Origin of the sequence: Variovorax sp. EBFNA2 (genome assembly GCF_033802765.1) — a bacterium.
GTDB classification, from domain to species: Bacteria; Pseudomonadota; Gammaproteobacteria; order Burkholderiales; family Burkholderiaceae_C; genus Variovorax; species Variovorax paradoxus_H.
On sequence record NZ_CP138496.1, the window covers coordinates 6092802 to 6118545 of the forward strand.

Here is a 25744-nt window from a genome sequence, read left to right on the forward strand (position 1 = left end):
TCATGGTCCGGTGCTGTCGGCGAGCCAGCGGGCGATGGCCTTGGCATCATCGTCGCCGAGGGTCTGCGGCGGCATCGGGATCGCCCCCCAGACACCGGTGCTGCCTGCCTTGATCTTCTGCAGCAGGTGGTCGGTCTGGCCGGGGTACTTTTTCGCGATGTCCGAGAAGGCGGGGCCGACGAGCTTCTGCGTCATGCCGTGGCAGGCGGTACAGCTGTTCTTCTCGAGCAAGGCGACGGGCACCTTCGGTGCTGCTGCAGCGGGTGCGTTGGTCTTCACGGCAGCGGCGGTCGCGGCAGTGGCGGTGGCGATGCCGCGCTGCGCGCCCACCAGCCGGTTCTGGTCGGCGAGGTTGCCGTGGCTGCCGCGCGCATGCGGCGGCAGTTGCGCGACCGACGACGCCGCCGGCACGCAGTCGCGCATGCAGGCCACGGCCGACACATCGGGCTTGGCGGCGCGGCCGAGTTCGTTGCCGGGCCACATCGCGTGCGCGGTGGTGCCGCCGTTGCGGTTGGGCATGCGGGCCTGCACCTCGCGGATGTTCTTGTCGGACAGCGTGAAGTCGTCGGGCACGATGCCGCCGAGGTTCAGCATGTAGGCGGTGACGGCATACACGTCGTCCGGCGTCAGCGACTTGGGCTGGTTCCACGGCATGGCGCGGTACACGTAGTCCCACACGGTCGACAGGCTCGTGACCTTCATCAGCGTGGTGCGGCCGGGGAACGCCGGGTCTTTCAGGCGCGCGACGTGGCCGCTCTTGATGTCTTCTGCGGTGGTGCCGCCGACGATCGGGCTGAACACCTGGTTCGATTCGCCGAACACGCCGTGGCACGAAGCGCACTTGCCTTCCCACAGGTCTTGCCCGCGCGTGACGGAGCCCGAGCCGGGCGGCAGGCCCTTGAAGTCGGGGCGCACGTCGATGTCCCACGCGGCCACTTCCTTGGGCGTGGCGTCGCGGCCGATGCCAGCGTAGCCTGCCGTCTTGGGTTGTGCCCATGCCGCAGCGCCGACGCCGCAAGCGAGAACGAGCAACAGCACCGCGCGCTTAGGAAAGCTGGACATTCGCCACCTCCCCGTTCGCCTGCACCTGCCACGACTGGATGGCGTTGTTGTGATAGATCGAGCGCGTGCCGCGCACCGCGCGCAGTTGCTTGTAGCTGGGCTGCACGTAGCCGGTGTCGTCCATCGCGCGGCTCTGGATGATCGCGGGCGTGCCGTCCCACACCCAGTCGATGTTGAAGCGCGTGAGGCACTTCGAGAGCACGGGCGATTCGAGCCGCGCGGTGCGCCAGTTGCGCCCGCCGTCCACGCTCACGTCCACGCGCTTCACCGAGCCGCGGCCCGACCACGCGAGGCCGGTGATGTTGTAGAAGCCCTTGTCGAGCAGCATCTGACCGCCCGAGGGCGTGGTCACGACGCTCTTGCATTCCTGGATGCTGGTGTACTGGCGGTGCTGGCCGTCGGGCATGAGGTCGACGTAGTGCACGGTCTCGTCCTTGGCGCCGTAGGGCTGGTCGCCGAGTTCGATGCGGCGCAGGTACTTGACCCAGCTCACGCCCTGCACGCCGGGCACCACGAGCCGCAGCGGGTAGCCCTGCTCGGGCCGCAGCATCTCGCCGTTCTGGCCGTAGGCCACGAGCACGTCGCCCGAGCGGATGAGGCTCATGGGAATGGTGCGCGTCATCGACGAACCGTCGGCGCCTTCGGCGAGCACGAAGCGCTCGCCTTTGAGGTCGGCGCCCGCCATCTCGAGCAGCGTGATCAGCGGCACGCCGGTGAACTCGCTGCACGACAGCATGCCGTGCGTGTACTGGGCCGTGGGCACCGCAACGTTGCCCCACTCCATGCCGGTGTTGGCGCCGCACTCGATGAAGTGAAAGCGCGACACCGACGGCAGCCGCATCAGCTCGTCGAGCGTGAAGACCTTCGGCGTCTTCACCATGCCGTTGACCATGAGGCGGTGCTTCGACGGATCGATGTCCCACCAGCCCTGGTGGTGCCGCTCGAAGTGCAGGCCGCTGGGCGTGACGATGCCGAACAGCGACTGCAGCGGCGCGAACGACACCGAGGCCTGCGCGGTCGGCGTGAGCCCCGGGCTCTGGCGGCGCTGCACATTGGCTTCGTATTTGGAAGGCTTGCCGTAGCCATCGGTGACCACCGGCTGGCCGAGACCCGTGCTGTGCGCGGGCAGATTCAATATGGCGGGGTCGCCATCGCCCACTGCGGTGCGCGTTTGCGCGAGCGCCGACGATGTGGCCGCCGTGCCTGCAACGGCCGCTGCGAACGCGTTGCGAATGAAGTCGCGCCGCCCCTTGCCGGCTTCGGCGAAGACGGCACGCACGCCCTGCGCGTCGAGAAAATTCTCGGGCGCCTTGCGCACCTGCCCGGTCTGCTGGATGCTGCCGCTCATGGCGTCGCGTCCGTGCGCCTTACTTGGCGCCGCCCAACACCCAGGCGGCCAGCGCCTTGGCATCGGCCTCGCTCATCGCAGGCTGCGCGGGCATGGGCACGGCGCCCCACTTGCCGGTGCTGCCCTTCTGGATGCTCGCGGTGAGCACGGCGAGCGCATCGGCCTGGCCGGTGTACTTTTTCGCCACGTCGAGGTAGGCGGGGCCGACCAGCTTCTTGTCGACCGCGTGGCAGGCGAGGCAGGCGTTCTTCTGGGCCAGCTCCTTGTTGGCAAGGGCCGGCGTCGACAGCAGCAGGGCGGTGACAGCAACGGCGAGCGACGGCAACAGCAACTTCAAATCGGTCTCCTTGAAACGCGCCCCGAAGCGGCTGGTTTCATCGTTAAATAAGTAAATCGTTATGTATTGATTTTAGGGACGATCGTGCACAAGGGAAGGGCTTCGGCCTTGGGGGAAACCCGTGCGGTTTCTCGCTGCGCCACGTCAGCTGCGGACGGCGGTGCGTGCGTGCTGCAGGCGTGCTTCGAGGTAAGCGCCGTAGAAGTCCGAGTCGCCGCCGGTCAGCCGCTCGGCGACCTCGCGGCCGTTGCGGCCGAAGAAGAGCACCGTCGGTGCGACGGTGACTTTCCACGCCTTGATGAGCGCATCGTGCGTGCGCGCTGAACCGTCGAAATCGCGCACGCTGCGTAGGTCGCGAAAGTCGATCTGCACCACCGGCAGGCCCGCGGCGAGTTCGGGCACGAGGTAGTGCGCGCGCACGATCTTGCAGAAGGGGCAGCCCTGCAGGCTGGCCATGACGACCAGCGGTTGCGAGCGGGCCAGCGCTGCGGCGAGTGCGTCGGCCAGCGAGGCGGGCGCGGGCAACTGCACATCAGCCGCATGCACAACCGTCGGTGCCACGCACCACGCGGCAAGACCCGCGACGAGCTGCCGGCGCGTGCGGTCGCCGCTGTTCATCGCGCCTCCTGCTCCAGCAGCAGGTAGGTGTTGTAGGCGTTCATGCGGTTGGCCACCTTGAACAACGGCCAGGCCTCGAAGCGTGACCAGTCGGTGGCGGCGTAGGCCTCGTCGAACGGTGTCATCTCGGTCGCGGCCTTCTGCATCGCGCCGCGCAGGAAGACGAGGTAGTCGCGTGTCTGCCGCAGGTCTTGCGCCGGGTCGTCCGACGCGGGTCCGTGGCCCGGCACGATGGTGCGCGCGTCGAGCGCAAGCAGCGCATCGAGCGATGTGATCCAGTGCCGGCTGTCGGCCGATCCCACGTAGGGCGTGCGGTTGCGGAACACGATGTCGCCGGTGAACAGCACCTTCTGCTGCGGCAAAAAGATGGCGAGGTCTTCGGGCGTGTGCGCGGGGCCCGCGGGCTGGATCACGAAGCGGGTGCCGCCGATGGTGAGCTCGGTGCGGCCGTCGATCCACACATCGGCCGGCACCAGCCGCGTGCGCTCGTCGATCCATGGCGCGAGCTCCTGGCGCGAGGCCTCGAGCCGCAACCGTGCGGTGTCGGACGTGAGGTAGGTCTTGCCCCGCGTGTGCGCCACGATCTGCGCGCCCAGCGCCTTGAACACCTGCAGGCCGTAGATGTGGTCGGCGTGGTAGTGCGTGAGGATGACGTGGCTGATCGGCTTGGGCGCGAGCTTGCGGATCTCGGCCACCATGCGCTCGGCGACGGCGGGCGAGCCGAGCGCGTCGATCATCACGACGCTGTCGCGCGTGACGACGAAGCCGGCGTTGGAGATGAAGTTCTGGTTGTCCTTCGAGCCCAGCGCGGGGATGCCCTGCACGTAGTAGATGTCGGGCGCCACGGGCAGCGGGCGGATCTCGGGAGCGGCGACTGCGGCACTCGCGCTCAGCCAGAGCGCAGCGCACATCAACAGCGCCTTCGCGCGAACGGCGGTGGGCCGGCACGGGAACATCGTAGGTCGTCTCCTGCGGGCTGGGCGGCGAGGGCCGCGGGCTTGCCCGGCTGTAAATATAAGCAGAAGATGATATTTTGCGGGCAACGACAACAGCCAGAGGGTTTCCCCATGAGACACGCATTCATTGCCTTCCTGCTCGCCATGGTCGCCACGTTCGCGGGCGCACAGGAGACCAAGGTGGTCTACCACGTGAACACCGGCGTGGAGAGCAGCGCAGCCATCCTCGCGAACATCACGAACCACCTGAACGCGGAGCCGAAGGCGAAGATCGTCGTGGTCACGCACGGCCCCGGCATCGACTTTCTGCTGACCGACGCGAAGGACAGCAAGGGTCGCGAGTTCAGTGGTCCGGTGAGCGCACTGGCCGGACGCGGCGTGGAGTTCAAGGTGTGCAACAACACGCTGACCTCGCGCAACATCGACGCGGGCAAGCTGCTGATGGAAACCAAGGTGGTGCCCTCGGGCGTGGCCGAGGTGGCGCGACTGCAGGCGAACGAAGGCTACGTCTACCTGAAGCCCTGAGGCCAGAAAGCCGGCTGACGCCGGCCTTCTTCTCTTCTTATTCCTGCTCGATGGCGATCTGCACGCAGATGCTGCGGCACAGCGCCACCACGGTTTCGTTCGCGATGCTGTAGTAGATGCTCACGCCGTCGCGGCGTCGTGCGAGCACGCCCGCCTGGTAGAGCGTGTTCAGGTGCTGCGACATGTTGGGCTGCGTGGTGTCGATCTGCGCGAGCAGCTCGCTCACGTTCTTCTCGCCGTTGCACAGCAGGCTCACGATCTTCAGCCGCATGGGCGCAGCCATGGCCCGGAACAGGTCGGCGGCAATGTCGAAGACCTCATCCTCGGTGACAGCCGAGGACTTCTTGCGGGGTTTGGTGGCCATGCTGAATAGGTTCATGCGCAGGTCGCAATGTACATCGGCCCTTGGCACGGCGAGCGATGTCCCGGCGGCCGTATGGCGATTGCGCAGCGGCGGCGCGTCACAAACGCGACGGGCTGCCCGTCTTCGGGATGCGGGGATGTCCCCGCGCCACCACCGGAGCACCCCGCATGCACGCGCTGCAAAAGATAGCCCTGCCCTATCGAGGCCATTGCCACGTCGTTCTCGACTTCGTTCCGACGCGATCTAATAATCAAAGCACTTTCTTTGATAAAAGAGCAGGTTGCGTATGAACAAACAATCCAGGACCTGGCTCGGCGCCGGTCTCACGGTCGCGGTGCTGGGCGCGGCGGGCTACGGGCTCGTGGCGAAATTCCAGCCGGCCCATGCACAGGGCAGCGCCATGCCGCCGGCCAAGGTGGCGGTGGCCCCCGCGCGGCAGACCGAGATGGCGCGCTTTCTCAGCGGCATCGGCACGCTGGAGGCCAACCGGCAGGTCGAGGTGCCGGCCGAGGTGGAGGGACGGGTCGCGAAGATCCTGTTCACGCCGGGCGCGCAGGTGCGTGCCGGCCAGCTGCTGGTGCAGCTCAACGATGCGCCCGAGCAGGGCGACCTCGAACGGCTGCGCGCCCAGCAGGCCAATGCCAAGGCCTTGCTCGAACGCACGCGCCGCCTGCTGCCGCAGCAGGCCGCCACGCAGGAGCAGATGGAACAGGCGCAAGCCGCCTTCGACCAGGCCAGCGGCGAGCTGCGCCGCGTGCAGGCGCTCATCGAACAGAAGCACATCAAGGCGCCGTTCGACGGCGTGCTGGGCATCCGCAAGGTCAACCTCGGCCAGTTCGTGCGCGCCGGCGATGCGCTGGTCTCGCTCACCGACAGCCGCACGCTCTTTGCCAACCTCACGCTGCCCGAGACCGCGCTGCCCGCGCTCAAGCGCAACCAGGCCGTGGCGCTCGCGGTCGATGCCTACCCGGGCCGCGTGTTCCCCGCGAAGCTCAGCGCCATCGAACCGATGATCGGCAGCGACACGCGCACCGTGCGGCTGCAGGCCACGGTCGACAACGCCGACGGTGCGCTCACGCCCGGCATGTACGTCAACGGCAAGGTCGCGCTGCCCACGCGCGCCGACGCCATCGCCGTGCCTGAAACCGCCATCACCTACAGCACGCACGGCGACTCGGTGTTCGTGGTGCGCGCCGGCGACAAAGGCGACGGCTTCTCGGTGCAGCAGGTGTTCGTGAAGACCGGCGAGCGGCAGGACGGGCTGGTGGTGGTCGAGCAGGGCCTGAAGGCCGGCGAGCAGGTCGTCACCTCGGGCCAGCTGCGCCTGTACAACGGCGCCGCCGTAGCGCCGGCCGCGAAGGACACGCTGGCCCTCACGGAGCCGAAGTCATGAAGTTCACCGACCTCTTCGTGCGCCGGCCCGTGCTGGCGCTGGTGGTGAGCACGCTCATTCTTCTGCTCGGCGCCCGCGCGCTGGGCGACCTGCCGGTGCGCCAGTACCCGCTGACTGAAAGCACCACGCTCACCATCACCACGCAGTACCCCGGCGCGTCGCCGGAGCTGATGCAGGGCTTCGTCACGCAGCCCATCGCGCAGGCGGTGGCGACCATCGAGAACGTCGACTACCTTTCGTCGTCGTCCACGCTGGGCCGCAGCGTGATCAGCGTGCGCATGAAGCTCAACGCCGACGCCAATCAGGCGCTCACGCAGACGATGGCGCAGGTCAGCCAGGTGAAGTACCGGCTGCCGGCCGAGGCCTTCGACCCGGTGATCCTGAAGTCGGCGGGCGAGGCCACCGCGGTGGCGTACGTGGGCTTCTCGAGCAAGACCATGCCGGTGCCGCAGCTCACCGACTACCTCTCGCGCGTGGTGCAGCCGCAGTTCGCATCGATCGAGGGCGTCTCGGGCGTCGAGGTGTCGGGCGGGCAGACGCTGGCGATGCGCGTGTGGCTCGACGCCAACCGCATGGCCGCGCGCGGCATCTCGGCCGGCGAGCTGGCCGACGCACTGCGCCAGAACAACGTGCAGGCCGCACCCGGGCAGGTGAAGGGCCTGTACGTGGTGTCGAACATCCGCGTGAACACCGACCTGGTGAACGTGGCCGAGTTCCGCGACATGGTCATCAAGCGTGACGGTGAAGCCATCGTGCGGCTGGGCGACGTGGCCACGGTGGAACTCGGTGCGGCCAGTGCCGACAGCAGCGCGACGATGGACGGCGACAAGGCCATCTACCTCGGCCTGCAGGCCGCACCCAACGGCAACCCGCTGGTGATCGTGAAGCGCATCCGCAACCTGCTGCCCGGCATCAAGCAGAACCTGCCGCCGGGCGTGGAGGTGCAGCTGCCTTTCGAGCTCGCGCGCTTCATCGAGGCCTCGATCGACGAAGTGCAGAAGACGCTGCTCGAAGCCATCGCCATCGTGGTGCTGGTGATCTTCCTGTGCCTGGGCTCGCTGCGCGCGGTGCTCATTCCTGTGGTGACCATTCCGCTGTCGATGCTGGGTGCGGCCGCGCTGATGCTGCTGTTCGGCTTCAGCATCAACCTGCTCACGCTGCTGGCGATGGTGCTGGCCATCGGCCTGGTGGTGGACGACGCGATCGTGGTGGTGGAGAACGTGCACCGCCACATCGAAGAGGGCAAGTCGCGCGTGCAGGCCGCGTTGATCGGCGCGCGCGAAGTGGCCGGCCCGGTGATCGCCATGACGCTCACGCTGGCCGCGGTGTACGCGCCCATCGGCCTCATGGGCGGGCTCACGGGCTCGCTGTTCAAGGAGTTCGCCTTCACACTGGCGGGCGCGGTGGTGGTGTCGGGCGTGATCGCGCTCACGCTGTCGCCGGTGATGAGTTCGTTCCTGCTGCCGCAAGATGCCACGGCGGGCCGCATGGCGCGCTATGCGGAATCGTTCTTCCACAAGCTCGCCAGCGCGTATGGCCGGCTGCTCGACGTGTCGCTGCACCACCGCTGGGTCACGGGCGTGCTGGCCGCGGCCGTGCTCGTGAGCCTGCCCTTTCTGTACAACGCGGCGCAGCGCGAGCTGGCGCCCGGTGAAGACCAGGCGATGGTGATGACCGTCATCAAGTCGCCGCAGCACGCCAACATCGACTACGTCGAGAAGTTCGGCCAGACGTGGGACGCGGTGCTGGCCAAGCTGCCCGAGAACACCGGCCGCTGGCTCATCAACGGCTCGGACGGCGTGTCCAACAGCATCGGCGGCGTGCAGCTGTCCGACTGGAACGCTCGCCAGCGCAACGCCGACCAGATCCAGGCCGACGTGCAAGGCGGCATGAACGAGGTCGAGGGCAGCAGCGTGTTCGCCTTTCAGTTGCCGTCGCTTCCCGGCTCGACCGGTGGGCTTCCGGTGCAGATGGTGATCCGCAGCGCGGGCGACCACGCCACGGTGTTCGAGGCGATGGAAACGCTGAAGAAGGCGGCGCGCGACAGCGGCAAGTTCGCCGTGGTCGACAGCGACCTGGAGTTCAACAACCCCGTGACCGAAGTGCGCGTGGACCGCGCCAAGGCCAACAGCATGGGCGTGACCATGAAGGCCATCGGCGACACGCTGGCGGTGCTGGTGGGCGAGAACTACGTCAACCGCTTCGGCATGGACGGCCGCTCGTACGACGTGATTCCGCAATCGCCGCGCGACCAGCGGCTCACGGCCGAGGCGCTGTCGCGCTACTTCGTGAAGAGCGCGAGCGGCCAGCCCGTGCCGCTGGCCAACCTGGTGACGCTGTCGACCAGCGTCGGCCCCAACAAGCTCACGCAGTTCAACCAGCTCAACGCCTCGACCTTCCAGGCCATTCCGATGCCGGGCGTGACCATGGGCGACGCGGTGGCCTTCTTGAGCGAAGAGGCGAAGAAGCTGCCGGCCGGCTTCAGCTACGACTGGCAGTCGGACGCGCGCCAGTTCACGCAGGAAGGCTCGGCGCTGGTGATGGCCTTCGTGTTCGCGATCGTGGTGATCTACCTGGTGCTCGCCGCGCAGTACGAGAGCCTGCGCGACCCGCTGATCATCCTGATCAGCGTGCCGATGTCGATCTGCGGTGCGCTGGTGCCGCTGGCGCTGGGCTTTGCCACCATCAACATCTACACGCAGATCGGGCTGGTGACGCTCATCGGGCTCATCAGCAAGCACGGCATCCTGATGGTGGAGTTTGCCAACGAGATCCAGGAGCGCCAGAACCTGGACCGCCGCGCCGCCATCGAGCAGGCCGCGCGCATCCGGCTGCGCCCGATCCTGATGACCACGGCCGCGATGGTGGTGGGCCTCGTGCCGCTGCTGTTCGCGAGCGGTGCGGGCGCCAACAGCCGCTTCAGCATCGGCCTGGTGATCGTGGTCGGCATGCTGGTGGGCACGCTGTTCACGCTGTTCGTGCTGCCCACCATGTACACGCTGCTGGCGCGCGACCACCGCACGGTGGGCCGCTCGGCGCGCACCGCCGAACTCGAAGCGCTGGTGGCGCGCGAGCCCGCCGGCGACCCCGCCCTGACGACACCGGGAGCATGACCATGACAAGAAGACTCTTCTCCTGCGCCGCGCCGTTCGCCCTCAGCGTGCTGGTGCTGGCCGGTTGCGCGGTCGGGCCAAAGTACGCCGCGCCGAACGATGCGCCGGTCGCCATCGCCGCCCCCGAGCGCGCGCTGTTCGCACCCGACGCGGTGCAGCGCGACTGGTGGCGCCAGCTCGACGACCCGCAGCTCGATGCGCTCATCGAACGCGCGCTGGCCGGCAACCACGACATCCGCATCGCGCAGGCCCGACTGCTCGAAGCCCGCGCGATGCAGACCGAGGCCGAACTCGACCGCCTGCCCGTGGTGACGCTGGGCGCCAGCAAGACGCGCAGCATTGCCCAAGGCAACGGCGTGCCGGCCGACGCGCGCACGCTGGCGCAAAGCAGCCGCGCGGGCTTCGACGCCGGCTGGGAGATCGACCTGTTCGGCCGCCTGCAGCGCCTGGACGAAGCCGCCGCCGCGCGCGCCCAGGCCAGCGCGGCCGACCTCGAACAGGTGCGCATCGTGGCCGTGGCCGAACTGGCGCGCAACTACTACGAGATGCGCGGCGCCGAGCAGCGCCTGGCCGTGACGCAGCGCACGCTAGACAGCCTGCGCCAGAGCCTGCGCGTGACCGAGGCGCAGGTGCAGACCGGGCGCGGCCTCGAAGGCGACTTGGCGAGTGCGCAGGCCAACCTGGCCAGCACTGAGAGCCAGCTGCCCGCCTTCGAAACCGCGCGCCGCCAAGCCGCCTACCGCGTCGCCGTGCTGGCGGGCCTGCGCCCGGCCGAGCTGGTGCCCATGCTGCAGCCGCAACCGCTGCGCGTGCTCGACAAGCGCCTGCCCATCGGCGACCTGGGCGCGTTGCTGCGCCGCCGGCCCGACGTGCTGCGCGCCGAGCGCGGCCTCGCGGCCAGCACCGCCGACGTGGGCGCGGCCACGGCCGAGCTGTATCCGCGTGTCGACATCGGTGGGTTCCTAGGCTTTGTCGCGCTGCGGGGTGCGGACCTGGGCAGCTCATCGAGCCGCGCCTTCAGCGTTACGCCCGGCGTGAGCTGGCCTGCGCTGCGGCTGGGCTCGGTCAAAGCCCGCCTGCGCGGCGCTGAAGCCCGTGCCGAGGGCGAACGCGCCGCCTATGAACTGACGGTGCTGCGCGCCATCGAGGACGTGGAGAACGCCCTCACCGGCTACGGCCAGAACCAGCTGCGCCTGCAGCGGCTGCTGGAGGCCTCGGCCCGCAGCGGCCGCGCCGCCGAGCTGGCCCAGGTGCGCTACCGCGAAGGCGCCGCGCCCTACCTGAGCGTGCTCGACGCGCAGCGCACCCTGCTGCGCGCGCAGGACGCCGTGGCCGAGGCCGAAACGGCCTCGTTCACCAGCCTCGTGGCGCTTTACAAAGCACTGGGCGGCGGGTGGCAAGCGCCCACGGATGCGAAGGGAGTGCCAACCACCTGACAATGACACTGTTTTTCCCCACGACCGAAGCAGCCATGTCCGCCCCCGATGCCACCAAGCCCACCTGGATGCCGCACCAGCCGGCAGACCGCATCCTGTCCACGCTGAAGACCCGCGGCGCGCTCGGCATTCCCGACATCGCCAAGGTGCTGAACGTGACGGTCGAGGCGGTGCGCCAGCAGATGTCCAAGCTCGAGACCGAAGGCTTGGTGGACGCCGAGAGCCGCTCCAGCGGCCGCGGCCGTCCGACCCAGATCTGGCGGCTCACCGGCGAGGGCCACAAACGCTTTCCCGACACACACGCCGAGATGACGGTGCAGATGATCAGCGCCGTGATCAGCGTGTTCGGCGAGAAGGGCATGGACCAGCTCATCGGCGCGCGCGAAGCCGCCATGCGCGCCACCTACACCGAGGCCATGCGCGGCGCGCGCAACCTCGAGACGCGGCTCGAACGGCTCGCGGACATCCGCAGCCGCGAGGGCTACATGGCCGAGTACCGGGCCGAGGGCGACGGCTTTCTCTTCATCGAGAACCACTGCCCCATCTGCACCGCGGCGCAGGCCTGCACCGGCTTCTGCCGCAGCGAGCTGCAGCTCTTCGACGAGGTGCTGGGGCCCGAAGCCGACGTGAGCCGCGTCGAGCACGTGCTCGCGGGCGCGCGGCGCTGCGCGTACCGCGTCGTGCCCAAGGCCCGCGCCTGAAGCACCGACCTGTTTTTGTTTTCCCCCTTCCACCAACTAGAAAGAAAGACCCCCATGGAACACACCCTTCCCCCGCTGCCGTACGCCATCGACGCACTGGCCCCCGAGTACTCGCAGGAAACGCTCGAGTTCCACCACGGCAAGCACCACAACGCCTACGTGGTGAACCTGAACAACCTGCAAAAGGGCACCGAATTCGAAGCGATGACGCTCGAAGAGATCATCAAGAAGTCCAGCGGCGGCATCTACAACAACGCCGCGCAGATCTGGAACCACACCTTCTTCTGGAACTGCATGAAGCCGCAAGGCGGCGGTGCTCCCACCGGTGCACTGGCCAAGGCCATCGATGCCAAGTGGGGCAGCTACGACGCCTTCAAGGAAGCCTTCGTGAAGTCGGCCGTGGGCAACTTCGGTTCGGGCTGGACCTGGCTCGTGAAGAAGGCCGATGGCTCGGTGGACATCGTGAACACCGGCGCCGCCGGCACGCCGCTGACCACCGCCGACACCGCGCTGCTGACGGTCGACGTGTGGGAGCACGCGTACTACATCGACTACCGCAACATGCGCCCGAAGTTCGTCGAGACTTTCCTGGCCAAGCTGGCCAACTGGGACTTCGCAGCAAAGAACTTCGGCTGAAGCCCGCGCTCTTGCCATGAAGGAAGCCGACCTGCGGGTCGGCTTTTTTGTGGGCGCTCGGTTCAGCGCGGTGCCGTCACCATCCAGTCGATCCAGCGCGCGACGTGCGCCTGGTCGAGGTCGAAGTAGTGGGTGTGGGCGCCCAGGCCGAGGCAGGCCTCGTGCTCGGGCATGGCGCCCCATGCCGGCGGCACGCTCACCTGCGTGTACGACTTGTCGTCGGGGCCCCAGAGCCAGCGCCCAACGTAGTCGCCGGCCGTGTACAGGTTGACCCAGCGGTCCACGCCGACTTTGGCCGCGCTCGGCCCGCCGCCGTTCGCGGCTTCCGCCGTCACCCAGGCATAGAGGTGCGGAAAGCGCGCCGCGTACAGCTGGCGCAGCGGACAACCGGCGGTGAGCAGCAACAGCCGGCTCTTGTTCAGCGCAGTCCAGAGTTCGGTCACGCGCGCGTCGACGTTCTGCTCGGCGCGGAACTGCAGGTAGCGCAGCAGCTCCGTCGAGATCACCGTGCCCTGGCTGTGGGCCACGATCACGATGCGGTCGTAGCCCTGGGCCGCCACATGCTCCAGCAGCGACACATAGCGCGAGAAGATGCGCGCGCGCGGAATGGCACGGCGCGGAAACTCGCGGAAGTGGCCGTCGACATCGAGCGCCACGTCGAGCGGCATGCGCAGGCCCGGCACGGTGCGCGACAGGAAACCGCCGAGCAGCGAGACAGCGGCGGTCAGCGTGGCGGCGGTGAAGATCAACGGCTTGAGGCCGGTCTGCGACAGCGCCGACACCCAGACGACCGCGTCGTCGATCCGCCCGCCGACCGAGACACCGCATTGCTTGAGCACCAGCAGCAGCGCGACCGCGCAGGCGACCAGCACGCTGGCGCTCGTGAGAAAGGTGACGAAGAAGTCGAGCCGCCGGTAGCCTGCGCCGAGCCAGTGTCCCAGGCGCTCCGAGGTCCCGAAGGCCACCTTGAGTTCCGCGAACAGGCTGGGCACCAGCACCGCCACGAGATACGCGAGCAGCGAGAGCGTGAGCCCCGCCGTCAGGGCGAAGGCCTGCGTGCTCTTCTCGTAGCGGCCGTGCAGGAAGTTCGCGCCGTCGGCCCAGTAGATGCCCTTGCCGAACCAGAACGGCGCGTAGTCGACGTTTTTTGCGCCGAGCTCCACGATGTTCGTGAGCACGGCCCAGAACACCATCGACAGCGCCACGAACGCGGCCACCGACACGAAGAGCCCGAGCCGTCCCGTGGCGATGCTGGCGCGCGCCGCCGCATCGCGGTCGGGCACCGACTGGCCGGCGACGAGCCAGCCGATGAGCAGCACGCCGGCCACGCCCCACCAGCCCACGACGCCCAGCAGCAGGTACTCGACCACGCGCATGCCCGCGCGCACCCAGTGGCGCAGGTCGTCGGTGCCGCCTGCCGCTGCGGCGTTGAGCGCCACGTGCAGCAGCAGCGCGGCCGCGGTCAGCGCCATGAGGCCCAGGCCCCAGGTGCGTGCCGCCGGAAAGCGGTCGCGCGCGATGCGCAAGGCGCGGTCGGCCAACGCGGCGAGCAGCGCCAGCCAGGTCAGGCCGACCACCCAGTGCGCGGGCAACTGCGCCCACAGGAGCCATCCCGCGAGCAAGGCATACAGGCCCACGACGATGCGCCCGGAAAGCCCGGGGCGCGCCTGGTAGCCGTACCACCAGACCGCCAGCACGGGCACGGCCACGGCCAGCACCCGGCGCAACAGTTCGGTGAGCGACAGCGCACTCGGCGCGGGCTCAAACCGCGCCAGTCCGCCGAGCCCCGCGATCACCAGCCCGATGAGCAACAGCTGCAGGAAGAGATTCGCCAGCAGGTTCGCAAAGGCCCAGTCGAGTGCGGTCTGCAGCGACGCCAGGCAGGCCCAGCGCCGCGCGCCCGGCGGCCGGGGTTGCCTGTTCACGCCGGCCGCTTCGGCCGCGCGGTCGACCGCATCGCGGCCCAGCTGCGAGAGGCGGAACACGATGGTGAACAGCTCGGCGACGATGCGCGCCACCGAGCCCGGCAGGCGCGACAGGTCGGCCCAGTACATCTCGTGCACGTCGATGCGCTGCTGCGTTGGCTGCCCTTGGGCATCGGTCGCGTCGCGCGTCATGCGCACGCGCGTTGCTTCGTAGGCCTCGTGGTCGGGCTCGGCGCGCTGCGACTTGAACAGCAGGTAGTCGCTGAAGGCGATGTCGGGGTTGCTCTTCTTCAGCTCGCGCGGCGTGAGCGGCCCGCGCCCCTTGGCGGCGCGCACCACGCCCGCGTCGTCGGACTCGGCGGTGGAGATCCAGTCGTCGGCGCTGAAGTCGGAGGTCTTCGACTGCCGCATCGCCTTGCGCACGGGCGGCACATAGGCCTTCTGCGCGGCAGTGCCTTCCGTGGCGGCCTTCTCGTTCTTGTCCTGATGCTGGGTGCGCTGCTGCACCATCGACGTCAGCGGCGGCACCGGCAGCAGGTGGGTGTCGCAGTCGGCCTGCCGGTAGGTGGCGCCCGGGCCGGGGTTGTTGAGCATCAGCGAGGCGATGGCGCGGGCTGTGTCGCCGGCCTTCTGGTCGGCCACGCCGTGGATGGCGATGACCGCGACGCGCTCGGGGCGCGCAGGCTCAGACGTTGGCTGCTCCGGCGACGGTGCGCGCATGGAGTGACTCCTCATGCCACGCGGGTGCATGGCAGGAGGGATTGTCCGCAGCGCGCCGCCTTTTACTTCCCCCAAACGAGGGATGCCGGACGGCCAGTGCCTCAGCCGCCGATCAGGTGCAGGATGTTCCCGTCCGGGTCCTTGAACCACGCCATCTTCATGCCGTCCGCGACGTGGAGGTCGCCTTCGCGCTTCGTCTCGGGCATGTCGTAGTGCTCGAAGCGCACGCCCTTGGCCTGGAGCGCGGCGACGAGGCGCTCGATGTCCGCGCCGACCTGCCAGCTCACGGCCGTGGCCTGGTTGGTGCCTGCGAACGACGAGCGGTACACCTGGACGCGCGTGTTGCCGCTGCGGTACACGGCGACCTCGTCGCCCTCCGAATCGACCTGCGCAAGGCCCAGGGTGTCTTCATAGAAACGGCGTGCCACGGTCATGTCTTTCACCGCGAGATTCGCCACTGCATCGATGTTTCCGAGCATGGGTGTCTCCTGTGGGGGGAATGGACATTTCATCTTCGGCGCCGCGATGGCCCTGTCAAGTCGGCGCCGTCCGATACGGGGCCCATCGCAAACCACGAAAATGGGGGGATGCCCCTTCCGGCACACTGCACCGTGGGTGCAGTGAGGTCGAAAGACCTCCACCAACTGCCGCCCCCCGATCCGCTCAGACCGAGAGAGACAAACCCATGATCCGAAGAAAACTCACCCGCTCGCTGGCCCTCGTGCTCGCACTCCCCCTGGCCTTTGGCACCGTGGCCGCGCAGGCCCAGACCGCCGCCTACCCCGCCAAGCCGATCCGCATGGTCGTGCCCTTCCCGCCCGGCGGCGGCACCGACATCCTGGCGCGCCTGGTGGCGCAGAAGCTCACCGAGGCCAACCACTGGACCGTGGTGCCCGACAACCGCGGCGGCGCCGGCGGCACCATCGGCATCGCCGAGGCGGCGCGCGCCGCGCCCACGGGCTACGACATCGTGATGGGCCAGAAGGACAACATGGTCGTCGCGCCCTGGCTCTACAAGAGCCTCAGCTACAACCCGGTGAAAGACCTCACGGCCGTGGCCCACGTGGCCTACACGCCCGTGGTGATCGTCACGCAGGCCAACTCCAAGTTCAAGACGCTCGACGACGTGGTGAAGGCCGCACGCGCCGCGCCCGACACCGTCACCTACGGCTCGCCCGGCAACGGCACCACCATCCACCTGGCCGGCGAGATCTTCAACGGCGCCGCCAAGATCAAGATGCGCCACGTGCCCTACAAGGGCTCCAACGCGGCCATGATGGACGTGCTCGCGGGCAACGTCGACCTGATGGTGTCGTCGGTGCCTTCGGCACTGGCGCAGATCAAGGCCGGCAAGCTGCGTCCGCTGGCGGTCACCTCCGCCAAGCGCAGCACCTCGCTGCCCGACACGCCCACCGTGGCCGAGCTGGGCTACAAGGACTTCGACGTGAGCACCTGGTACGGCGTCTTCGTGCCGGCCGGCACGCCCAAGGACATCGTCACGACGCTGAACGCGGCGGTCAACAAGCTGCTGGCCACGCCGGAGATGAAGGCGGCCATCATTGCGCAGGGCGCGGAGCCGCAGAGCATGACGCCGGAGCAGTTCGGTGCGCTGCTGAAGACGGACTATGAGAAGTGGAAGGGGATCGTGCAGGCCTCGGGGGCGACGATCGAGTAAGTCTCTTGCCCCTTCCCCCTCTGGGGGAAGGTGGGGATGGGGGCAGGCCTCCGATGAAGCGCCGCGCTGTTCAGGAGGCCGTCGTGCCCCCACCCCAACCCTCCCCCAGCGGGGGAGGGAGAAATTCCCGAACGCTCAGTCCGGCACGAACTTCGTATTGAAGATCTCCACATCCGCCGCATCCTCGAAGGTTGCCACCTGCCCCATCTTCCCGTCGCTCATGCGGCAGGCCGAGAACAGGCTGTAGCGGCCCTTGAAATAGAACTCGTCCATCACGATCAGCGCGTACGGGTAGGGCACGAAGACCTGGTGTTCGAAGACGACGCGGTGCACGTTCCTCGGTGACGGGAAGAGCTTGTATTCGACGGTGTCGATGGACTTTGCGGTGGCCATGATGTACTTCTGTCTTCGGTGCTCAGGCCGGGTCGCGCACGTCGGCCACGGGGTTGCTGCCGAAGTCGGCACGTGCCAGGTAGGCGAGCACCTTGGCCGCGGCGCTCTGGGGGCTGTCGAGCCGGCCTTCTTCCTTCATGCTCACGAAGCGCGTGCGGTCCGGGAACTGTTCGGCCGACGCGCCGCGCAGCTGCACCTGCATGTCGGTGTCGATGATGCCGGGCGCCAGCGACACGATGCGCGCGCCGTTCGGTGCCACCGCTTCCTCGAGCGCCACGGCGCGCGAGAAATGGTCCATGCCGGCCTTGGCCGCGCAGTACGGCGCCTGGCTGCCCAGGGCGTTGCGGCCCAGGCCCGACGAGATGTTCAGCACCTTGCGTGCGCCGCGCCATTCGCGCGTGGCACCCAGGAAAGCGGCCGTGAGCAGCATCGGCGCTTCGAGACCGATGCGCAGCGCCTGTGCCAGCTCAGCAGGCACGGCGCGCGACAGCGGCGCGGGGTTGCCGACGGTGCCGGCGTTGTTGATGAGCGTGACGCTGTCGAAGCGCTGGCCGTCGAGCGTCTGGAGCCAGTCCGACAGGCGCGCCGCGGCGGCGACTGGGTCGGACAGGTCCTGCTCCCATTGCGTCAGTTCGGCGCCGCCGGCCTTCGCCGCTTCGGCGAGTTCGGGCGAGGGCTTGCGCGCAATGCCGAGCACCGTGTGGCCGGCCTGCAGCAGCTGTTCGGCCATGGCACGGCCCAGGCCGCGCGAGGCGCCGGTGATGACGGTGAGGTGGGAAGGGGCGGAGGTGGTCATGGATGTATGGGGGCAGGAGAAGGCCGCAAGGCTAAGGGATATCGAAAGGCCGCGTGCATCAGCCGGTACGGAACTGGGCGCGCAGGAAGTTGCGGTGGCGGGCGATGTGCTGCAGCTGTGCGGGCGCGATGGAACCGCCGAGATCGACTTCGTCCGCACCGTTGAGCACCGCGTTGGCATTCGCCATGGCGCGCGCGACGACCTCTTCCTCGCTCACGCCAAGCTGCGCGGCCAGGTCGATCGCGACGCGGCGCATGGCGCGCTGCGACAGCATCCACATCGCGCCGAAACGGTCCCAGGCCAGCGCGGCTTCTTCCGACTTTTCGCGGTCGGCAAGGATGTCTTTCAGCGGGCGCGCCAGGATCTCGTTGAGCGCGTCGATCTGTTCGCCCAGGGCCTCGGCGCGGTCGATGGCTTCTTCGAGCGTCGGGCCGTCGTCTTCCTCGTTGCGGGCCTGCGTGGCCTGTTGCTGCGGCGGCGGCAGAAAGCTCGCCTGTGCGTCGGCGGGCACGATCTGCAGGTGGTCGGAGAGGGCCATGTTTTTTTCTTCTTTCAGGTTCAGTTCGAGGTGCTGTTGTTCTTGCGGCTGGACATCGCGGTGGCGCGCAGGCCCGGCAGGTCGAGCACGCGCAGGCCGCCGTACTCGACGCGGATCAGGCCCTGCGCCGACAGCGCATTGAGCGCCTCGTTCACGCGCTGGCGCGACAGGCCGACAAGATACGCCAGCTCCTGCTGCGTGATGCGCAAGACCTCGCCCACGCCGGGGTACAGCACCGGGTTGAACAGCGACACCAGGTTGCGCGCCACGCGCGCGTCGGGGTTGTTGAGGCGGTCGATCTCCAGCGCCGCGATGAACTGGCCGAGCCGCTCGTTGAGCTGGTTCATCACGAAGCGGTTGAAGCCGATGGAATGGTCGAGCAGCCAGTGGAAGCTCTCGATCGGAAGCCCCGCCACGAGGCTGCGGCGCAGCGCCTGGATGTTGTAGCGGTAGGGCTCGCGCTTCATCACCGTGCCTTCGCCGAACCAGCCGCCGGGCGGCACGCCGGTGTAGGTGACCGAGCCGCCGTCGGCGTTGTCGTTGCTCATCTTCAAGAGGCCCTCGACCACGCCGAACCAGTAGGTGGGCGAGCGCCCGACGCGGCACACCAGGTCGCCGGGCTCGGCCTCGCCGACCACGAGCGTGGCCTCGGCGCGGCGGCGCTCGGTGGGCGTGAGCGTGTGCAGCCACGGAATGCCATCGAGTTCGGTCGCATTCGCGGGGCGCACGCGGTCCTTGATGGAACCGCCGAGCACGTTCTGCGGATTGAGGTTGCCAGGAGGCATCGGGAAACTCCGGGGAGTAGTGTCCCTAGGATTGTCGTTGGAACGACAACCGGGCGTCAAAGTGGGACCTACGATCCGGCCACTGTGCAAACCACCGCCCCCACCTTCCCCCGTCTGCTGCTCGCGCATGCCGAGGCCCGTCCCGAGGCCCCCGCCGTGCGCGAAAAAGACCTTGGCATCTGGCAAACCTGGACCTGGAACGCCGTGGCGCAAGAAGTGCGCGAGATGGCCTGCGGTCTGGCAAGCCTTGGCTTCAAGGCCTTCGACAACCTCGCGATCGTCGGTGCCAACCGGCCGCACCTGTACATGGCGGTGCTCGCCGCGCAAAGCCTGCGCGGCGTGCCCGTGCCGCTGTACCAGGACGCGGTCGCCGGCGAAATGGTCTTCATGCTGAACGACGCCAGCATCGAGTTCGTGATCGTCGAAGACCAGGAGCAGGTCGACAAGCTGCTCGAGTGCCGCGAGCTGCAGCAAGGGCAAGAAGGCCAGCAGCAGGGCATCCGCCACATCATCTACGACGACCCCAAGGGCCTGCGCCACTACGAGCAGCCGGGGCTCATGGGCTACGAGCAGCTGCGCGAGCTGGGCCGTGCCTTCGACAAGGCCAACGCCGGGTATTACGACCGCGCCGTGGCCAGCGGCGAGGCGGCCGACGTCGGCGTGATCCTCTACACCTCGGGCACCACCGGCCGCCCGAAGGGCGTGTGCCAGACGCACGCCAGCTTCATCGCGGCGGGCCGCGGCGGCGTCGATACCGACAAGCTCGGCCCCGGCGACAACATCATGAGCTACCTGCCGATGGCGTGGGTGGGCGACCACCTGTTCTCGGTGGCGCAGTGGCTGGTGGGCGGCTTCACGCTCAACTGCCCCGAGTCGGCCGAGACGGTGATGAACGACATGCGCGAGATCGGCCCGAGCTACTACTTCGGCCCGCCGCGCACCTTCGAAGGTTTGCTCACGGCCGTGTCGATCCGCATGGAAGACGCGGCCGCGCCCAAGCGCTGGCTGTATGCGAAGTTCATGGCGCTGGCACAGCGCGTGGGCGCCGACATCCTCAACGGCGCGCCGGTGAGCACGGGCGACCGGGTCATGTACAGCCTGGGCAACCTGCTGATCTACGGCCCGCTGCGCAACGTGCTGGGCATGAGCCGCATCCGCGTGGCCTACACGGCCGGCGCGGCCATCGGGCCCGACCTGTTCCGCTTCTACCGCTCGATCGGCGTGAACCTCAAGCAGTTCTACGGCCAGACCGAAACCTGCGCCTATGTGTGCCTGCAGCAGGACGGCAAGGTCAAGCTGCAGACCGTGGGCACGGCGGCGCCCGGCATCGAACTCAAGATCGCCGAAGACGGCGAGGTGCTGGTGCGCGGCGTGTCGGTGCTCAAGGAGTACTACAAGCGCCCCGACGCCACGGCCGAGGTGCTCGACGCCAACGGCTACTTCCACACCGGCGACGCCGGCGTGCTCGACAGCGAAGGCCACCTGCGCATCATCGACCGCGCGAAAGACGTCGGCAAGCTCGTGCGCGGCGCGATCTTTGCGCCCAACTACATCGAGAACAAGCTCAAGTTCTTCCCGCAGATCAAGGAAGCCGTGTGCTTCGGCAACGCCCGCGACGAGGTCTGCGCCGCCATCAACATCGACTTCGAAGCGGTCGGCAACTGGGCCGAGCGCCGCGGCCTGGCCTATGGCGGCTATGTCGACCTGGCCGGCAAGCCCGAGGTGCTGGCACTCATTGCCGAGTGCATCGGCAAGGTCAACGCCGACCTCGCGGCCGAAGACGGCATGGGCGAGACGCAGATCGCGCGCTTCCTCGTGCTGCACAAGGAGCTCGACCCCGACGACGACGAACTGACCCGCACGCGCAAGGTGCGCCGCGGCTTCATCGCCGAGAAATACGCCGTGCTGGTCGATGCGCTCTACGGCGGCAAGACCGAGCAGTACATCGAGACCCAGGTCAAGTTCGAGGACGGACGCACGGGGGTTGTCAGCGCCACGCTGAAGATCACCGAAGCCAAGACCTTCCCCATCGTGAAGGCCGCCGCATGAGCAACCGAAAAATCGGCGAGGTCATCCTCGACGTCCAGAACATCAGCCTGAGCTTCGGCGGCGTGAAGGCGCTGACCGACATCAGCTTCAACGTGCGCGAGCACGAGGTGCGGGCCATCATCGGCCCCAACGGCGCGGGCAAGAGCTCGATGCTGAACTGCATCAACGGCGTGTACTGGCCGCAGCAGGGCTCCATCACCTTCCGCGGCCAGACCTTCAAGCACATGAACTCGCGTCAGGTGGCCGAGATGGGCGTGGCGCGCACCTTCCAGAACCTGGCGCTATTCAAGGGCATGAGCGTGCTCGACAACATCATGACGGGCCGCAACCTCAAGATGAAGAGCGGCCTGCTGGCGCAAGCGCTGCGCTGGGGCCCGGCCGAACGCGAAGAGCTGCAGCACCGCGAGTTCGTCGAACACATCATCGACTTCCTGGAAATCCAGGCACACCGCAAGACGCCGGTGGGCCGCCTGCCCTACGGTCTGCAAAAGCGCGTCGACCTCGGCCGTGCGCTCGCGATGGAACCGCAGGTGCTGCTGCTCGACGAACCCATGGCCGGCATGAACGTCGAAGAGAAGCAGGACATGAGCCGCTTCATCCTCGACGTGAACGACGAGTTCGGCGCGACCATCGTGCTCATCGAGCACGACATGGGCGTGGTGATGGACATCTCCGACCGCGTGGTGGTGCTGGACTACGGCAAGAAGATCGGTGACGGCACGCCGGACGAAGTGCGCAACAACGAAGACGTGATCCGGGCGTATCTGGGTGTGGAGCACTGACGCCATGCCGATCATCGCCATGAAGCATTTCTCCTTCCCCCTCTGGGGGAAGGCTGGGATGGGGGCACGCAGAGCGCCCAGTGGATACGCCGCCTGCCCCCACCCCAACCCTCCCCCAGCGGGGGAGGGAGAAAAACAAGAGAGACATTGACCATGGGCTTTTTCCTCGAAACCCTCTTCGGCGGCCTCATGGTCGGCATGCTGTATTCGCTCATCGCGATCGGCTTCGTGCTGATCTACAAGGCCTCGGGCGTCTTCAACTTCGCGCAGGGCGCAATGGTGCTGTTCGCCGCACTGGCCATGGCGCGCTTTGCCGAGTGGTTCCCGCTGTGGTTCGGCTTCCAGAGCCTGCTGCTCGCGAACATCCTGGCCTTCATCGCGGCCATGGCCGTGATGATCGTCGTGGCCTGGCTCATCGAACGGCTCGCGCTGAGCAAGCTGGTGAACCAGGAAGGCATCACGCTGCTGATGGCCACGCTGGGCATCGCCTACTTTCTCGACGGCGTGGGCCAGACGATCTTCGGCAACGACATCTACAAGATCGATGTCGGCATGCCCAAGGAGCCGCTGATGGTGCTTGAAGGCACCTTCCCCGGCGGCCTGCTGCTGAGCCAGGAAGACCTGGCCGCCGCGGCGGTGTCGGCCGCGCTGGTGGTGGTGCTGGCCATCTTCTTCCAGAAGACCGCCACGGGCCGCGCGCTGCGTGCGGTGGCCGACGACCACCAGGCCGCGCAGTCGATCGGCATTCCGCTGTCGCGCATCTGGGTGATCGTGTGGTCGGTGGCCGGCTTCTCGGCACTCGTGGCCGGGATCATCTGGGGCTCCAAGCTCGGCGTGCAGTTCTCGCTCTCGCTGGTGGCGCTGAAGGCGCTGCCGGTGGTGATCCTCGGCGGACTGACCTCGATCCCCGGCGCCATCATCGGCGGCCTGTTGATCGGTGTCGGCGAGAAGCTGTCTGAAATCTATCTCGGCCCCATGCTCGGTGGCGGCATCGAGATCTGGTTTGCTTATGTTCTTGCACTGGTCTTCCTGCTCGTGCGGCCCCAAGGGCTGTTCGGCGAAAAGATCATCGATCGGGTCTGACATGTTCTACAGAGAAAACGGCCAGTTCAAGTCGAGCTACCGCGCCGACCAACAGATCTTTCCGATTGCGCAGGACCGCATCGCGATCCTCGTGCTGCTGCTCGTGGCGTTCGTCGTGGTGCCGATGGGCGTGTCCGACTACTGGATGCGCGCCATCCTCACGCCCTTTCTGATCCTGTCGCTCGCGGCGCTCGGCCTGAACATTTTGGTCGGCTACTGCGGCCAGATCTCGCTGGGCACCGGCGCCTTCATGGCGGTGGGCGCGTATGCGGCCTACAACTTCCAGGTGCGCATCGACGGCATGCCGCTCATTGCCTCGCTGCTGCTGGGCGGACTGTGCGCCACGGTGATCGGCGTGCTGTTCGGCATTCCAAGCCTGCGCATCAAGGGCCTGTACCTCGCGGTGGCCACGCTGGCCGCGCAGTTCTTCACCGACTGGGCGTTCCTGCGCATCCAGTGGTTCACCAACAACTCGTCGTCGGGTTCGGTGAGCGTGGCAGGTTTGAACGTGTTCGGCGTGCCGATCGAATCGCCGGTGCAGAAGTATCTGTTCTGCCTGGTCTTCGTGGTGGTGTTCGCACTGCTCGCCAAGAACCTGGTGCGCAGCGCCATCGGCCGCGAGTGGATGGCGATGCGCGACATGGACGTGGCGGCCGCGGTGATCGGCATCCGCCCGGTGTACGCCAAGCTCACGGCCTTTGCGGTGAGCAGCTTCATCGTCGGCGTGGCCGGCGCGCTGTGGGGCTTCATTCACCTGGGTGCGTGGGAGCCGGCGGCGTTCAGCATCGACCGCTCGTTCCAGCTGCTGTTCATGGTGATCATCGGCGGGCTCGGCTCGATCATGGGCAGCTTCTTCGGCGCCGCCTTCATCGTGCTGCTGCCGCTCTTTCTGAACCAGCTGCCGGGGTGGCTGGGCTTCTCGATTTCCACCGCACTGGCCTCGCACCTGGAGACCATGATCTTCGGCGCGCTGATCGTGTTCTTCCTGATCGTCGAGCCGCACGGCCTGGCGCGGCTGTGGTCCACGGCCAAGGAAAAACTGCGGCTGTGGCCCTTCCCGCACTGACAGGTTCCCGTTGTTGTTCGTTCGTAAAAACCCGGCACCGAGGTGCCCACAAAAGGAGACAGGCATGACACTGAAATCGCTCGCTCTGACCGCCGCCCTGGTGGTCACCACCCTGGGCACGGCGCTGGCGCCTTCGCTGGTCCAGGCGCAGGCCAAGGAACAGTTCTTCCCGCTGCTGGTCTACCGCACCGGCCCCTACGCGCCCAACGGCACGCCTTGGGCCAACGGCAAGCAGGACTACATCAAGTACGTCAACGCCACCGGCGGCATGAATGGCGTGAAGATCGCCTACGAGGAATGCGAAACCGGCTACGCGACCGACAAGGGCGTGGAATGCTATGAGCGCCTGAAGGGCCGCCCGGGCGTTGCGTTGTTCGACCCGCAGGCCACCGGCATCACCTTCGCGCTGACCGACAAGGTGCCCACCGACAAGATCCCGCTCATCACGCTGGGCTACGGCCTCTCGGCCTCGCAAGACGGTGGCGTGTTCAAGTGGAACTTCCCGCTCATGGGCTCCTACTGGACCGCGGCCGACATCCTGATCCAGCACATCGGGAAAAAAGAAGGCGGCATGGACAAGCTCAAGGGCAAGAAGATCGCCCTCGTGTACCACGACTCGCCGTTCGGCAAGGAACCGATTCCGCTGCTGCAGGAGCGCGCCAAGCAGAACGGCTTCGAGCTGTCGCTCATTCCCGTGACCGCGCCCGGCGTGGAACAGAAGTCGGCCTGGCTGCAGGTGCGCCAGTCGCGTCCTGACTTCGTGCTGCTGTGGGGCTGGGGCGTGATGAACTCCACCGCCCTGAAGGAAGCCGTGGCCACGGGCTACCCGCGCGAGAAGATGTACGGCGTGTGGTGGGCCGGCGCCGAACCCGACGTGAAGGACGTCGGTGCCAACGCCAAGGGCTACAACGCGCTGGCGCTGAACACCTCGGGCACGCAGCCGAAGGTGATCCAGGACATCCTCAAGCAAGTGCACGACAAGGGCCAGGGCACGGGTCCGAAGGACGAAGTGGGCTCGGTGCTCTACACGCGCGGCGTGATCATCCAGATGCTGACCATCGAGGCCGTCAAGCGCGCGCAAGAGCGCTTCGGCAAGGGCAAGGTCATGACCGGCGAGCAAGTGCGCTGGGGCATGGAGAACCTCGCACTCGACCAGAAGAAGCTCGACGCATTGGGCTTCTCGGGCGTGATGCGTCCGGTGAGCACCTCGTGCCAGGACCACATGGGATCGACCTGGGCGCGCGTCCACACCTGGGACGGCGCGAAGTGGGGCGGCATGTCTGATTGGTACGAAGCCGACAGCCAAATCATCAAGCCGATGGTGAAGGCTGCTGCCGACAAGTACGCCGGTGAGAAGAAGATCACCCGCCGCGAAGCGGCCGACTGCCAATCCTGATGCACTGAGTGCCGTGGCGGCTCGCAAGAGCCGCCATTCGCAAGGAC

Annotated in this window: 24 protein-coding genes; 12 read left to right on the top strand and 12 right to left on the bottom strand. The window is 67.6% G+C overall.

Going from position 1 to position 25744, the window contains the following annotated elements:
* The 5 genes from RZE79_RS28685 to RZE79_RS28705 form a co-directional block, all read right to left on the bottom strand.
* On the bottom strand, window positions 1-1062 hold the full coding sequence (locus tag RZE79_RS28685) for a c-type cytochrome (protein ID WP_319357832.1): 1062 nt from the start codon (window positions 1060-1062) through the stop codon (window positions 1-3).
* Window positions 1046-2410, bottom strand: a complete 1365-nt coding sequence (soxC, locus tag RZE79_RS28690; protein WP_319357833.1) for a sulfite dehydrogenase — start codon at window positions 2408-2410, stop codon at window positions 1046-1048. The genes RZE79_RS28685 and soxC overlap by 17 nt, the downstream gene beginning before the upstream one ends.
* Window positions 2411-2429: 19 nt before the next feature.
* Window positions 2430-2747, bottom strand: coding sequence for a c-type cytochrome (locus tag RZE79_RS28695; RefSeq protein ID WP_101491419.1), 318 nt, complete (start codon window positions 2745-2747; stop codon window positions 2430-2432).
* A gap of 144 nt (window positions 2748-2891) precedes the next feature.
* Window positions 2892-3365 (bottom strand): hypothetical protein, encoded by a 474-nt coding sequence (locus RZE79_RS28700; protein WP_319357834.1) that lies wholly within the window; start codon window positions 3363-3365, stop codon window positions 2892-2894.
* A complete protein-coding gene (locus tag RZE79_RS28705; protein WP_319357835.1) occupies window positions 3362-4276 on the bottom strand; it encodes an MBL fold metallo-hydrolase in 915 nt (304 codons plus the stop codon). The genes RZE79_RS28700 and RZE79_RS28705 overlap by 4 nt, the downstream gene beginning before the upstream one ends.
* A gap of 156 nt (window positions 4277-4432) precedes the next feature.
* On the opposite strand from RZE79_RS28705, the gene RZE79_RS28710 reads away from it, so the two are divergent.
* Window positions 4433-4846, top strand: coding sequence for a DsrE family protein (locus RZE79_RS28710; RefSeq protein ID WP_319357836.1), 414 nt, complete (start codon window positions 4433-4435; stop codon window positions 4844-4846).
* A gap of 37 nt (window positions 4847-4883) precedes the next feature.
* Here RZE79_RS28710 and RZE79_RS28715 read toward each other — a convergent pair whose 3' ends face one another.
* A complete protein-coding gene (locus RZE79_RS28715; protein ID WP_099793711.1) occupies window positions 4884-5210 on the bottom strand; it encodes a metalloregulator ArsR/SmtB family transcription factor in 327 nt (108 codons plus the stop codon).
* 286 nt (window positions 5211-5496) lie between these two features.
* Between RZE79_RS28715 and RZE79_RS28720 the strand changes: the two genes are divergently transcribed.
* From RZE79_RS28720 to RZE79_RS28740, 5 genes are read left to right on the top strand one after another with little or no spacing between them, the layout of a single operon-like run.
* The gene (locus tag RZE79_RS28720) at window positions 5497-6603 is read left to right on the top strand and encodes an efflux RND transporter periplasmic adaptor subunit (RefSeq protein ID WP_319357837.1); all 1107 of its coding nucleotides are present in this window, start codon (window positions 5497-5499) and stop codon (window positions 6601-6603) included.
* Window positions 6600-9716 (top strand): MexW/MexI family multidrug efflux RND transporter permease subunit, encoded by a 3117-nt coding sequence (locus RZE79_RS28725; RefSeq protein ID WP_319357838.1) that lies wholly within the window; start codon window positions 6600-6602, stop codon window positions 9714-9716. Before RZE79_RS28720 ends, RZE79_RS28725 begins: the two co-directional genes overlap by 4 nt.
* Window positions 9713-11152 carry a TolC family protein gene (locus RZE79_RS28730; RefSeq protein WP_319357839.1) on the top strand — a complete coding sequence of 480 codons (1440 nt, stop codon included), beginning with the start codon at window positions 9713-9715 and terminating at the stop codon, window positions 11150-11152. Before RZE79_RS28725 ends, RZE79_RS28730 begins: the two co-directional genes overlap by 4 nt.
* A gap of 35 nt (window positions 11153-11187) precedes the next feature.
* A complete protein-coding gene (locus RZE79_RS28735; protein WP_319357840.1) occupies window positions 11188-11853 on the top strand; it encodes a metalloregulator ArsR/SmtB family transcription factor in 666 nt (221 codons plus the stop codon).
* Window positions 11854-11907: 54 nt separating this feature from the next.
* Window positions 11908-12489, top strand: coding sequence for a Fe-Mn family superoxide dismutase (locus RZE79_RS28740; protein ID WP_319357841.1), 582 nt, complete (start codon window positions 11908-11910; stop codon window positions 12487-12489).
* Window positions 12490-12551: 62 nt separating this feature from the next.
* Here RZE79_RS28740 and RZE79_RS28745 read toward each other — a convergent pair whose 3' ends face one another.
* On the bottom strand, window positions 12552-15134 hold the full coding sequence (locus RZE79_RS28745; protein WP_319357842.1) for a hypothetical protein: 2583 nt from the start codon (window positions 15132-15134) through the stop codon (window positions 12552-12554).
* A 101-nt stretch (window positions 15135-15235) separates the two neighbouring features.
* On the bottom strand, window positions 15236-15613 hold the full coding sequence (locus tag RZE79_RS28750) for a VOC family protein (RefSeq protein ID WP_319357843.1): 378 nt from the start codon (window positions 15611-15613) through the stop codon (window positions 15236-15238).
* Window positions 15614-15819: 206 nt separating this feature from the next.
* Between RZE79_RS28750 and RZE79_RS28755 the strand changes: the two genes are divergently transcribed.
* Window positions 15820-16809: a tripartite tricarboxylate transporter substrate binding protein gene (locus tag RZE79_RS28755; protein WP_194274055.1), complete on the top strand. Its 990-nt coding sequence runs from the start codon at window positions 15820-15822 to the stop codon at window positions 16807-16809.
* 135 nt (window positions 16810-16944) lie between these two features.
* Here RZE79_RS28755 and RZE79_RS28760 read toward each other — a convergent pair whose 3' ends face one another.
* From RZE79_RS28760 to RZE79_RS28775, 4 genes are read right to left on the bottom strand one after another with little or no spacing between them, the layout of a single operon-like run.
* The gene (locus RZE79_RS28760; protein ID WP_319357844.1) at window positions 16945-17202 is read right to left on the bottom strand and encodes a hypothetical protein; all 258 of its coding nucleotides are present in this window, start codon (window positions 17200-17202) and stop codon (window positions 16945-16947) included.
* 22 nt (window positions 17203-17224) lie between these two features.
* The gene (locus RZE79_RS28765; protein WP_319357845.1) at window positions 17225-17998 is read right to left on the bottom strand and encodes an SDR family NAD(P)-dependent oxidoreductase; all 774 of its coding nucleotides are present in this window, start codon (window positions 17996-17998) and stop codon (window positions 17225-17227) included.
* 58 nt (window positions 17999-18056) lie between these two features.
* Window positions 18057-18536: a hypothetical protein gene (locus RZE79_RS28770; RefSeq protein WP_319357846.1), complete on the bottom strand. Its 480-nt coding sequence runs from the start codon at window positions 18534-18536 to the stop codon at window positions 18057-18059.
* Between the two features lie 20 nt (window positions 18537-18556).
* Entirely contained in the window at window positions 18557-19321 is a 765-nt protein-coding gene (locus RZE79_RS28775; protein WP_319357847.1) for a Crp/Fnr family transcriptional regulator, read from the bottom strand.
* A gap of 84 nt (window positions 19322-19405) precedes the next feature.
* Between RZE79_RS28775 and RZE79_RS28780 the strand changes: the two genes are divergently transcribed.
* The 5 genes from RZE79_RS28780 to RZE79_RS28800 all read left to right on the top strand — a co-directional run bounded on the left by RZE79_RS28780 (window position 19406) and on the right by RZE79_RS28800 (window position 25697).
* Complete coding sequence (locus RZE79_RS28780; RefSeq protein ID WP_319357848.1) at window positions 19406-21370, top strand: AMP-binding protein; 1965 nt, start codon at window positions 19406-19408, stop codon at window positions 21368-21370.
* Entirely contained in the window at window positions 21367-22152 is a 786-nt protein-coding gene (locus RZE79_RS28785) for an ABC transporter ATP-binding protein (RefSeq protein ID WP_099793739.1), read from the top strand. The genes RZE79_RS28780 and RZE79_RS28785 overlap by 4 nt, the downstream gene beginning before the upstream one ends.
* 153 nt (window positions 22153-22305) lie before the next feature.
* A complete protein-coding gene (locus RZE79_RS28790; RefSeq protein ID WP_192194009.1) occupies window positions 22306-23235 on the top strand; it encodes a branched-chain amino acid ABC transporter permease in 930 nt (309 codons plus the stop codon).
* A 1-nt stretch (window position 23236) separates the two neighbouring features.
* Window positions 23237-24301 carry a branched-chain amino acid ABC transporter permease gene (locus RZE79_RS28795; RefSeq protein ID WP_319357849.1) on the top strand — a complete coding sequence of 355 codons (1065 nt, stop codon included), beginning with the start codon at window positions 23237-23239 and terminating at the stop codon, window positions 24299-24301.
* A gap of 64 nt (window positions 24302-24365) precedes the next feature.
* Window positions 24366-25697 carry an ABC transporter substrate-binding protein gene (locus RZE79_RS28800; RefSeq protein ID WP_153281675.1) on the top strand — a complete coding sequence of 444 codons (1332 nt, stop codon included), beginning with the start codon at window positions 24366-24368 and terminating at the stop codon, window positions 25695-25697.
* The last annotated feature ends 47 nt before the right edge of the window (window positions 25698-25744 follow it).

Bases quoted from the DNA above. Each gene is read 5' to 3' on its own strand.
- RZE79_RS28735 (WP_319357840.1), top strand. From the start codon at position 11,188: ATGTCCGCCCCCGATGCCACCAAGCCCACCTGGATGCCGCACCAGCCG.
- RZE79_RS28790 (WP_192194009.1), top strand. From the start codon at position 22,306: ATGGGCTTTTTCCTCGAAACCCTCTTCGGCGGCCTCATGGTCGGCATG.
- RZE79_RS28745 (WP_319357842.1), bottom strand. From the start codon at position 15,134: ATGCGCGCACCGTCGCCGGAGCAGCCAACGTCTGAGCCTGCGCGCCCC.
- RZE79_RS28750 (WP_319357843.1), bottom strand. From the start codon at position 15,613: ATGCTCGGAAACATCGATGCAGTGGCGAATCTCGCGGTGAAAGACATG.
- RZE79_RS28740 (WP_319357841.1), top strand. From the start codon at position 11,908: ATGGAACACACCCTTCCCCCGCTGCCGTACGCCATCGACGCACTGGCC.
- RZE79_RS28720 (WP_319357837.1), top strand. From the start codon at position 5,497: ATGAACAAACAATCCAGGACCTGGCTCGGCGCCGGTCTCACGGTCGCG.
- RZE79_RS28705 (WP_319357835.1), bottom strand. From the start codon at position 4,276: ATGTGCGCTGCGCTCTGGCTGAGCGCGAGTGCCGCAGTCGCCGCTCCC.
- RZE79_RS28800 (WP_153281675.1), top strand. From the start codon at position 24,366: ATGACACTGAAATCGCTCGCTCTGACCGCCGCCCTGGTGGTCACCACC.
- RZE79_RS28700 (WP_319357834.1), bottom strand. From the start codon at position 3,365: ATGAACAGCGGCGACCGCACGCGCCGGCAGCTCGTCGCGGGTCTTGCC.
- RZE79_RS28715 (WP_099793711.1), bottom strand. From the start codon at position 5,210: ATGGCCACCAAACCCCGCAAGAAGTCCTCGGCTGTCACCGAGGATGAG.
- soxC (WP_319357833.1), bottom strand. From the start codon at position 2,410: ATGAGCGGCAGCATCCAGCAGACCGGGCAGGTGCGCAAGGCGCCCGAG.
- RZE79_RS28760 (WP_319357844.1), bottom strand. From the start codon at position 17,202: ATGGCCACCGCAAAGTCCATCGACACCGTCGAATACAAGCTCTTCCCG.
- RZE79_RS28765 (WP_319357845.1), bottom strand. From the start codon at position 17,998: ATGACCACCTCCGCCCCTTCCCACCTCACCGTCATCACCGGCGCCTCG.
- RZE79_RS28725 (WP_319357838.1), top strand. From the start codon at position 6,600: ATGAAGTTCACCGACCTCTTCGTGCGCCGGCCCGTGCTGGCGCTGGTG.
- RZE79_RS28755 (WP_194274055.1), top strand. From the start codon at position 15,820: ATGATCCGAAGAAAACTCACCCGCTCGCTGGCCCTCGTGCTCGCACTC.
- RZE79_RS28730 (WP_319357839.1), top strand. From the start codon at position 9,713: ATGACCATGACAAGAAGACTCTTCTCCTGCGCCGCGCCGTTCGCCCTC.
- RZE79_RS28785 (WP_099793739.1), top strand. From the start codon at position 21,367: ATGAGCAACCGAAAAATCGGCGAGGTCATCCTCGACGTCCAGAACATC.
- RZE79_RS28770 (WP_319357846.1), bottom strand. From the start codon at position 18,536: ATGGCCCTCTCCGACCACCTGCAGATCGTGCCCGCCGACGCACAGGCG.
- RZE79_RS28685 (WP_319357832.1), bottom strand. From the start codon at position 1,062: ATGTCCAGCTTTCCTAAGCGCGCGGTGCTGTTGCTCGTTCTCGCTTGC.
- RZE79_RS28710 (WP_319357836.1), top strand. From the start codon at position 4,433: ATGAGACACGCATTCATTGCCTTCCTGCTCGCCATGGTCGCCACGTTC.
- RZE79_RS28775 (WP_319357847.1), bottom strand. From the start codon at position 19,321: ATGCCTCCTGGCAACCTCAATCCGCAGAACGTGCTCGGCGGTTCCATC.
- RZE79_RS28795 (WP_319357849.1), top strand. From the start codon at position 23,237: ATGTTCTACAGAGAAAACGGCCAGTTCAAGTCGAGCTACCGCGCCGAC.